This is a genomic window from Isoptericola sp. NPDC060257, from assembly GCF_042726645.1.
GTDB classification, from domain to species: Bacteria; Actinomycetota; Actinomycetes; order Actinomycetales; family Cellulomonadaceae; genus Isoptericola; species Isoptericola nanjingensis.
This window is the reverse complement of sequence record NZ_JBHXAW010000187.1, coordinates 1-8,948: the sequence shown is the minus strand read 5'-3', so window position 1 is coordinate 8,948 and position 8,948 is coordinate 1. Positions and strand designations below refer to the sequence as shown.

Annotated in this window: 5 protein-coding genes; all 5 read left to right on the top strand. The window is 75.2% G+C overall.

The window, feature by feature from the left end; translation table 11 throughout:
- Window positions 1-63 precede the first annotated feature (63 nt).
- Entirely contained in the window at window positions 64-1,872 is a 1,809-nt protein-coding gene (locus tag ACFWEK_RS14865) for a beta-galactosidase (protein ID WP_430554541.1), read from the top strand.
- Entirely contained in the window at window positions 1,872-3,146 is a 1,275-nt protein-coding gene (gene galK, locus ACFWEK_RS14860; protein ID WP_430554540.1) for a galactokinase, read from the top strand. Before ACFWEK_RS14865 ends, galK begins: the two co-directional genes overlap by 1 nt.
- Window positions 3,147-3,230: 84 nt before the next feature.
- Complete coding sequence (locus ACFWEK_RS14855; RefSeq protein WP_430554539.1) at window positions 3,231-6,512, top strand: RICIN domain-containing protein; 3,282 nt, start codon at window positions 3,231-3,233, stop codon at window positions 6,510-6,512.
- An 82-nt stretch (window positions 6,513-6,594) separates the two neighbouring features.
- Window positions 6,595-7,737 (top strand): PIG-L family deacetylase, encoded by a 1,143-nt coding sequence (locus ACFWEK_RS14850; protein ID WP_430546279.1) that lies wholly within the window; start codon window positions 6,595-6,597, stop codon window positions 7,735-7,737.
- Window positions 7,737-8,948: histidine kinase dimerization/phospho-acceptor domain-containing protein (locus ACFWEK_RS14845; RefSeq protein ID WP_430554538.1), on the top strand; the 1,212-nt coding region annotated here is incomplete at its 3' end. The genes ACFWEK_RS14850 and ACFWEK_RS14845, both read left to right, overlap by 1 nt.

Sequence of the window (8,948 nt, the reverse complement as noted above, 5' to 3'; positions counted from 1 at the left end):
CCCACCCCGGGGACGCTCGTGCCCGACCTCCGCCCCCCACCGACCCGGAGAGGTTTCCGCCCCATGCCCACGTTCGAGATCGGCGAGCGGGACTTCCTGCTCGACGGCCGCCCCTACCAGGTGATCAGCGGGGCGCTGCACTACTTCCGCGTGCACCCCGACCAGTGGGCGGACCGGATCCGCAAGGCGCGGCTGATGGGGCTGAACACGATCGAGACGTACGTGCCGTGGAACTTCCACGCGCCCGAGCCCGACGTGTTCGACCTCGCCGGACGGCGTGACCTCGGCCGCTTCCTGGACCTGGTCGCGGCGGAGGGGCTGCACGCGATCGTCCGTCCCGGGCCGTACATCTGCGCGGAGTGGGACGGGGGCGGGCTGCCGGCCTGGCTCTTCGCCGGCGGGAGCGCGGGGGTCCGGCGGTACGACCCCGCGTTCCTCGCGGCCATCGGCACCTACTATGCGCACCTGCTGCCGCTGGTGGCCGAGCGGCAGGTGACGCGCGGCGGCCCCGTGCTCCTGGTGCAGGTGGAGAACGAGTACGGCGCCTACCCGGGCGTGCCCGCCGACGAGCGCATCCGCTACCTGCGGGCGCTCGTCGACCTCACGCGGGAGCAGAGCATCGAGGTGCCCCTGTTCACGTGCGACCAGGCCGACGACGAGCACCTGTCGCTCGGCGGCCTGCCCGAGCTGCACAAGACCGCCAACTTCGGCTCGCGGTCGCTGGAGCGGCTCGCCGTGCTGCGGCGGCACCAGCCGACCGGGCCGCTGATGTGCACGGAGTTCTGGGACGGCTGGTTCGACTCCTGGGGGCTCGAGCACCACGTCACCGCGCCGGAGACCACGGCGGCGGACCTGGACGACCTGCTCGGTGCGGGCGCGTCGGTCAACCTCTACATGTTCCACGGCGGCACCAACCTCGGGCTGACCAACGGGGCCAACGACAAGGGCACGTACCTGCCCATCACCACGTCGTACGACTACGACGCCCCGCTGTCCGAGCACGGCGGCCCCACTGCGAAGTTCCACGCCCTGCGCGCGGTGATCGCCAAGCACGCGCCGGTGCCCGACGAGGTGCCCCTCGAGCCGGCCCCGGCCCCGGAGCTCGACGTCGTCCTCGACCGGCGGGTGGCGCTCGATGCCGTCCTGGACCTGGTGTCAGGGCGGAGGTCGCGGACGTCGGCCCCGCAGCCCCCGACGATGGACGACCTGCGCCAGTGGTCCGGCTTCGCGCTGTACGGCACGCGGGTCACGGCCGACGACGCCGTCCTGGTGGTCGAGGAGGTGCGCGACCGCGCCGTCGTCGCGCTCGACGGCGACCCGGTGGGCGTGCTCGACCGCACCACCCACGCCTGGTCGCTGCCGCTGCCGCGGCGGGCCGGCACCCTGACGCTGCTCGTCGAGGACCGGGGGCGCGTCAACTACGGCCCCCGGATCGGCGAGCCCAAGGGGATCGTCGGGACGGTGCGCACCGCCACCCGCGAGCTCACCGACTGGGAGGCCGTGCCCCTGCGGCTCGAGGACGCCCCGGCGCTCCTGGACGACGCCGTGTGGGCGGCCGCGGACGACGCCGGCCGGCTCGACGGGCAGGTCGGCGGGCCCGTCGCCGGGCCCTCGTTCCACCGCGGCACGTTCGCCTCCGTGGCGGGCGTCGACCACTTCCTGCGCCTGGCCGGCTGGACCCGCGGCCTCGTGTGGGTCAACGGCGAGCTGCTCGGCCGGTACTCGAGCCAGGGGCCCACGGGCACGCTCTACGTGCCCGGCCCGCTCCTGCGGGCCGAGGGCAACGAGCTGGTGCTGCTCGAGCTGCACGGCGCCGCCGCGCCCCGCGCGCGGTTCGTCGCGGCCCCCGACCTCGGCCCGACGGAGGCCTGATGGGGGCGCAGCCCGTGGACGATGCCGGGTGGCACGTCGCGTGGTCGCCGGCCGAGGGCGCCCGGCGTGCCCGGGACGTCTTCGCCCGGGTGTTCGGCGGCGACGCCGCCGGAGGCCCGGTCCTCGGCGTGTGGTCCGCGCCGGGCCGCGTGAACCTCATCGGCGAGCACACCGACTACAACGCCGGTCTGTGCCTGCCCACCGCGCTGCCGCACCGCACGTACGTCGCGCTGCGGCCGCGCCCCGACGACGTCGTCCGCCTCGCGTCGGCGCAGGCCGACGGCCTGTGGGAGGCGGACCTCGCCGACGTCGGCGCGGACGGGGGTGCGGCCGGCGGTGTCTCCGGTTGGGGCGCCTACCTGGCCGGGGTGGCGTGGGCGCTGCGCGAGGCGGGGCACCCGGTCGGCGGCTTCGACGCCGCCGTCGACTCCTGCGTGCCGTTCGGCGCCTCGTTGTCGAGCTCCGCGGCGCTGGAGAGCGCCGTCGCCGTGGCGCTGGACGACGTGCACGGGCTCGGCCTGGGCGGCTCCGTCGCAGGCCGGTCCCGCCTGGTCGAGGCGTCCGTGCGCGCCGAGAACGACGTGGCCGGCGCGGCGACGGGCGGGCTCGACCAGTCCGCCTCCCTGCTGTGCCGCGCGGGTGAGGCGCTGCTGCTCGACTTCCGCCCTGGGCTGCCGCCTGAGGAGCACGCCGTCCCGCTGCCGTGGGACCTGGCGTCGGCCGGGCTGGCGCTGCTCGCCGTCGACACCCGGGCGCCGCACCGGCTCGTCGACGGGCAGTACGCCGCCCGGCGCGCGTCGTGCGAGCGGGCGGCCGCGCTGCTCGGCCGCGACAGCCTGCGCGACGTCGGCCCCGTGGCCCTGGACGAGGCCCTCGCCGCGCTGGCCCCGCACGACCCCGACGGCGTGCTGCGCCGCCGGGTGCGGCACGTCGTCACGGAGACGGCGCGCACGGCGGACGTCGCCGAGCTGGTGCGCGCGGGAGCGTACGAGCAGGCCGGGCCGCTGATGACGGCCTCCCACGTGTCGCTGCGCGACGACTTCGAGGTCACCGTGCCCGAGCTGGACCTGGCCGTCGACGCCAGCGTCGCCGCCGGGGCGCTCGGCGCCCGCATGACGGGCGGCGGCTTCGGCGGCTCCACGCTCGCGCTGGTGCGCGAGGGCGACGTCGACGCCGTCGTCGCGCACGTCCGCACCGCGTTCGCCGACGCCGGCCTCGCCGCGCCCGCGTTCCTCCTCGCCCCGCCGTCCGCACCGGCCGGCCGCACCGACTGACTGCACCGACTGACCGCACCACCGACCCGCACGACCCGTCGCACGACCCCACCCATCGCACCGACGCGAGAGAGAGGTTCACCGATGAGCCCGACGAGAAGGAACACCCGACGACGGCTCGCCGCCGGGGCGGCGGGCGCGCTGCTGGCCGCGGGCCTGGTCCCGGCCGCGGCGTCCGCACAACCCGCCACGGGGGCCGTCCGCGCGGCCGTCGCCGACGCCCCCGGGGTGACGGTCCGCCCCGACCCGTCGTACGCGGGGGAACCGTTCGAGGGCTGGGGGACCAGCCTCGTGTGGTTCGCCAACGCCACGGGCGGCTACCCGGACGAGATCCGCGACCGGCTCGCCGACATGGTGTTCGGCGACGAAGGGCTGAACCTCAACATCGCGCGCTACAACGTCGGCGGTGGCAACGCCCCCGACGTGCCCGACTACCTGCGCGCGGGCGGCGCCGTCGACGGCTGGTGGAAGGCGCCCGAGGGCACCACGCGCGAGGACGTGGACTGGTGGGACCCGGCGGACCCGGACCACTGGGACGCGGACGCCGACGCCACCCAGCGCTGGTGGGTGGACCGGATCAAGGACGACGTCACGCACTGGGAGGCCTTCAGCAACTCCCCGCCGTGGTTCATGACCGAGTCCGGGTACGTGTCGGGGAACTTCGACGCGAACGCCGACCAGCTCAAGGCCGAGAGTGTCGACGACTTCGCGCGGTACCTGGTGGGCGCCGTCGAGCGCCTCGAGGACGCGCACGGCATCGACGTCGACACGATCGACCCGTTCAACGAGCCGAACACGAACTACTGGGGCACCCAGCTCGGCGCGGACGGCAACCCGACCGGCGGCCGCCAGGAGGGCGCGCACATCGGTCCGGAGCTGCAGCAGCAGGTCGTCCCGGCGCTCGCGGACGCCCTCGACGGCTCCGGCACCGGCGCCGTGATCTCGGCGATGGACGAGACCAACCCCGGCCGCTTCGCCACCAACTGGAACTCCTACCCGGACGCCGTGCGCGACCAGGTGTCGCAGCTCAACGTGCACACGTACGGCACGGGCCAGCGCACCACGGTCCGCGACATCGCCAAGGGCGAGGACAAGCCCCTGTGGATGAGCGAGGTCGGCGGCTCCTGGTCGAGCACCGGGCAGGACTTCGAGTCCATGGAGTCCGGCCTGGGCAGCGCGCACCAGATCGTGGACGACCTGCGCGAGCTGGAGCCGTCCGCGTGGGTGTTCTGGCAGCCCGTGGAGGACTACGACAACATGGCGCCCGGCGGCGAGAGCCCCGAGGGCGGCAACTGGGGCGAGATCCAGCTCTCGTTCTCCTGCGCGGGGGACGACACGCTCGAGACCTGCCCGATCTACACCAACACCAAGTACTGGGTCACCCAGAACTTCACGCACTACATCGCGCCCGGGGACCGGTTGGTCGGGGTGGACGACACGGACAGCACGGCCGCGGTCTCGGCCGCGGGCGACGCCGCGACCGTCGTGCACGTCAACGACACGACGGCGGCACGCGACGTCACGCTCGACCTGTCGGGCTTCGCGACCACGGCGGGCGCGACGGTCACGCCGGTGACCACCAGCACCGACGGGTACCTCGTCGAGGGCGAGCCGGTGGCCGTGCAGGACGCGGCGGCCACGGTCACCGTGCCGGCGGAGTCGGTGACGACGTTCGTCGTCGACGGCGTCTCGGGTGTCGCGGACGACGCGCCGCTGGCGCTGGACGGCCACGTCGTCCGGCTCGACGGCGCGCAGTCGGGCCGCTCGCTGGCGCCTGACGGCGACGCCCTCCAGGTCGCGACCGACGACCCGGCCGCGGCCGAGCAGCTCTGGACCCTCGAGGACCTCGGCGCCCCCGAAGGCTCGGGCTCGCACCGCACGCGGTACGCCGTGACGAACGTGGCCACGGGGCAGCAGCTCGCGGTGAGCGAGGACACCTCCGCGGTGCTCGCGGACGCCCCGGCCGACCCCGCCGACACCCCGGCGGCCGCGCGCTGGATCCTGTCCACCACCGGCGACGGCACGTACACGTTGGTCAACGCGTCGTCGCGCACCCTGCTCGAGGTGGGCGGCGAGGCCACGGCCGACGGCTCGCCCGTCGGGACCTACCGGGCGACGTCCGGCGCCAACCAGCGCTGGGCCGTGGTCGACGAGACCGTGCTCGGCACCGAGCCGGTGGACGTGTTCACCACGCCGGGCGTCGCGCCGGTGCTGCCGGACGTCGTCACGCCCGTGTACCCGGGCGGCGCGCGCGGCGAACTGCCCGTGACGTGGGACCTGCCCGGCGACGACGCGTGGGCGCGGGCCGGCACGGTCTCGGTCGGCGGCACCGTGCAGGTGCCGGCCGGCGGGACCGTCGAGGCGACCGCGACCGTGCTGGTCGACACGCTCGAGCGGACCAAGACGGCCCGCGCCGAGGCCTACGAGGGCGAGCCGGCGGCCGAGGTCGGGCTGCCCGCCACGGTGACCGCGCTCGCCGCCGGGGGCGGCGAGGTGCAGCGCCCGGTGACCTGGGACGACGTGCCCTCGGGCGCGTTCGACGAGCTCGGGGTGGTCGAGCTGACCGGCGCCGCCGACGACGGCGCGGGCGGCACGCTGCCCGCCACGGTGCGGGTGCTGGTCACCCCGGCGGGCGAGGCGAACGCCGCGCTGGCCGACGGCACCACGGCGGCCGCCACGTCCACCGAGCCCGGGTACCCGGCGTCGCGCGTCATCAACGGCGACACGTCCGACAAGGGCTGGTCCAACTGGCGCTCCGACGCCAAGAACCCTGAGGACACGCTCACCGTGACGCTGCCCGGCACGCGCGATGTCACCGGCGTCGTGACGCGGTTCTACCGGGACGGCTCGCACCGGAGCTGGGCCACCGACGTCGCCGTCGAGGCGCGCGTCGAGGGGGCCTGGCAGCCCGTCGGCGAGGCGTCGACCGACGACGGGACGCTCGTGGCCGAGGTCCCCGCGGACGTGCGCGCGGACGCGGTGCGCGTGGTGATGACGGCGCACCCGGACACGCACCTGGTCGTCAGCGAGGTCGAGGTGCTGGCGAAGGTGCCCGGCGACGCCGCGCCCGCGTGGGACGCGAGGGCGACCTACGACGACGGCGACGTCGTCTTCCACGAGGGCGGGCAGTTCGCCGCCACCTGGTGGACGCGCGGCCAGGAGCCGTCGGCGTCCGCGACCGGGTCGTGGCAGGAGCTCGTCCGCGCCGGCGACGGCACGGCGGTGTGGACGGAGTCGCGGATCTTCGACGACGGCGACGTCGTGGAGCACGACGGCGTGCGGTACGAGGCGCGGTGGTGGACCCGCGACCAGGAGCCCGGCGCGTCGAGGCACGGGCCGTGGGAGGTCGTCGCGGCCGGTCGGTGAGCACCGCCCGTACCCGTCGTCGCGCGTCCACGACGCACGGCGCGTACGGTCTGACCAGGCGGGAGCTGTGAGGGGAGAGCCGGTGTCCGACGACACTTTCCGTGCGCTGGTGCTCGAGGACGACCCTGATTCGGCGGAGTTCGTCCGCATCGCGCTCGCGCGGTACGGGAGCATGCACGTCGACATCGCCACCGACGCCGAGGAGGCGCTGGCCGCGCTGAGGCGCTCGACCTACGACGTCCTCGTGAGCGACATCCAGCTCCCGGGACGCTCCGGGCTGGACATCCTGCCCGAGGTCCGGGCGATCGACCCCACCCTGCCGATCATGATCGTCACCGCGTTCCCGACCGTGACGCACGCCGTCGCCGCCCTGCGGGAGGCGGCCGACGACTTCCTGGTCAAGCCGGTCGCGGCGTCCACGGTGGTGGAACGGGCCACCGAGCTCGCGCAGCGCGCCCGCCGGGTGCGGGAGTCGTCGCGGCAACGGGTCCTGGCGGTCGGCGCCCACCCCGACGACGTCGAGATCGGGGTGGGCGCCACCCTGGCGGCCCACGGGGCGGCGGGGGACGAGCTGGTGATCCTGACGCTCTCGGGCGGCTCGGTGGGCGGTCTTGCCGCGGAACGGCACGAGGAGGCGCTCGCGGCGGCGGACGTCGTCGGCGCGCGTCTGGTGCACCTCGACTTCCCGGACACCCACATCGACCCGGCCGCTGGCGTGATCGGGGCGATCGAGGACGTCGTCGCCGAGGTCGACCCGCACCGCGTGTACACGCACAGCGCGAACGACCGGCACCAGGACCACCGGGCGGTGAACGGGGCGGTGCAGATCGCGGCACGCCAGGTGCCCAGCCTGTGGTGCTTCCAGAGCCCGTCCTCGACCGTGGCCTTCGCCCCGAACCGGTTCGTGGACGTCGACGGCTTCGTCGAGGCGAAGCTGCGGATGCTCGCGGCCTACGTGTCGCAGGCCCACCGCGAGTACATGCAGCCGGACGTGGTGCGAGCGACGGCGCGGTACTGGGCGCGCTTCAGCCCGGCGCGCGAGGTCGAGCCCCTGGAGACGGTCCGGGCCAGCGAGACGCTCGCCCGGTCGTCGGCCGTGCGTGCGACGCCCGCCGTGGACGGGCAGGACTCGGGCGCCCCGGTCGACCTGTCCTCGCTGCTGACCCCGCGGGCCCCCGCCGCGCACCAGAACGTCCGGCGGGGCGGTGCGGGGGCGGGCCCCTGATGACCCGAGACCTGGTCCACCGTCTCGGTCGGACGTCTGACCGGGTCTGGGGCGCGTGGTTCGCCGACGACGCCGTGGGGCTGCGGCAGCTTCCGCTCTCCGTCTCGTTCCTCGTGGTGCTGGTGATCCTGCGCATCAGCGGGGTCGACGGGGACCCGGTGTGGCTCACGCTCGCCGTGGCCCTGGTCGTCGCGGTGCAGCTGGCGGGCAGCCTCGGGCGCTGGGACCGGTGGTCGCCGGGCTGGCGGTGCGTGCTCCCCCTGACGCAGATGGTGGCGATCGGTGCGCTGGAGGTCGGCTCCGGCCTGGTCCTGGCGAGCTTCGACGCGCTGCTGTTCCTCCCGGTCGTGAGCCTGGCGCTGCAGCGGGAGGCCTGGGGGCCGGTGCTGGCGATGGGCGGCTCGGTGCTGGTCCTGTTCGGCCCGATCCTGCTGCCGGTCACGGCCGTCGAGCGGGTCCATCCCGCGATGCACGCGCTGGTGGTGCTGCTGGTGCTCGGCCTGGTGGCGGTCGGGACGCACGGCTTCGTGGGGGTGGCGCGCGGCCAGGCCCAGGAGCTGGGTCGTGCGCGCGACGAGCTCGCTACCGCGGCGCGGCACCTGCGCGAGTCCCGGGACGCCCTGCGGGGCATCATGGCCGCCGCGACGGAGCAGGGCTTCGTGGCGACCGACGTCTCGGGCAGGATCGTCTGGGTCAGCCCGGGCACCCTGCGGGTGCTCGCGCGCGCCGAGGAGGACCTGATCGGCCTCGACGTGTCGCAGCTCGTGGAACCGGCGGCCCTCGCCGCGCGGCTGGCCGAGGCGGACGACGACCCCGGCACGGGACGAGCCCCGGACAGGGTCGCGGCGAACCGGGTCGTGCTGGGCGCCGCGGTCACAGGAGCCACCCACGTCGCCGAGTGGCCCGTGATGCTCCCCGACGGGGAGCGCCGGTACCTCGAGCTCACCGTGACCGAGCGATCCGCGCGCTCCGGGGCCGTGTCGGACCTCCCCGCGGGCTTCCTCGTCGTCGCCACCGACGTCACCGCCCGCCACGAGGAGGAGCGCATCCAGGACGAGTTCGTCGGGCTCGTGAGCCACGAGCTGCGGACCCCGCTCGGGTCGATCCTGGGGTACGTGGACCTGCTGCGGCTTGAGGAGGACCGGCTGGACGACGAGCAGCGGCAGTACCTGGGGGTCGTGCGCGGTGAGGAAGTCGACGGTGCCCTGCGC

Excerpts from the sequence above, each read along its gene's own strand:
- galK (WP_430554540.1), top strand. The coding sequence starts at position 1,872 with ATGGGGGCGCAGCCCGTGGACGATGCCGGGTGGCACGTCGCGTGGTCG.
- ACFWEK_RS14855 (WP_430554539.1), top strand. The coding sequence starts at position 3,231 with ATGAGCCCGACGAGAAGGAACACCCGACGACGGCTCGCCGCCGGGGCG.
- ACFWEK_RS14865 (WP_430554541.1), top strand. The coding sequence starts at position 64 with ATGCCCACGTTCGAGATCGGCGAGCGGGACTTCCTGCTCGACGGCCGC.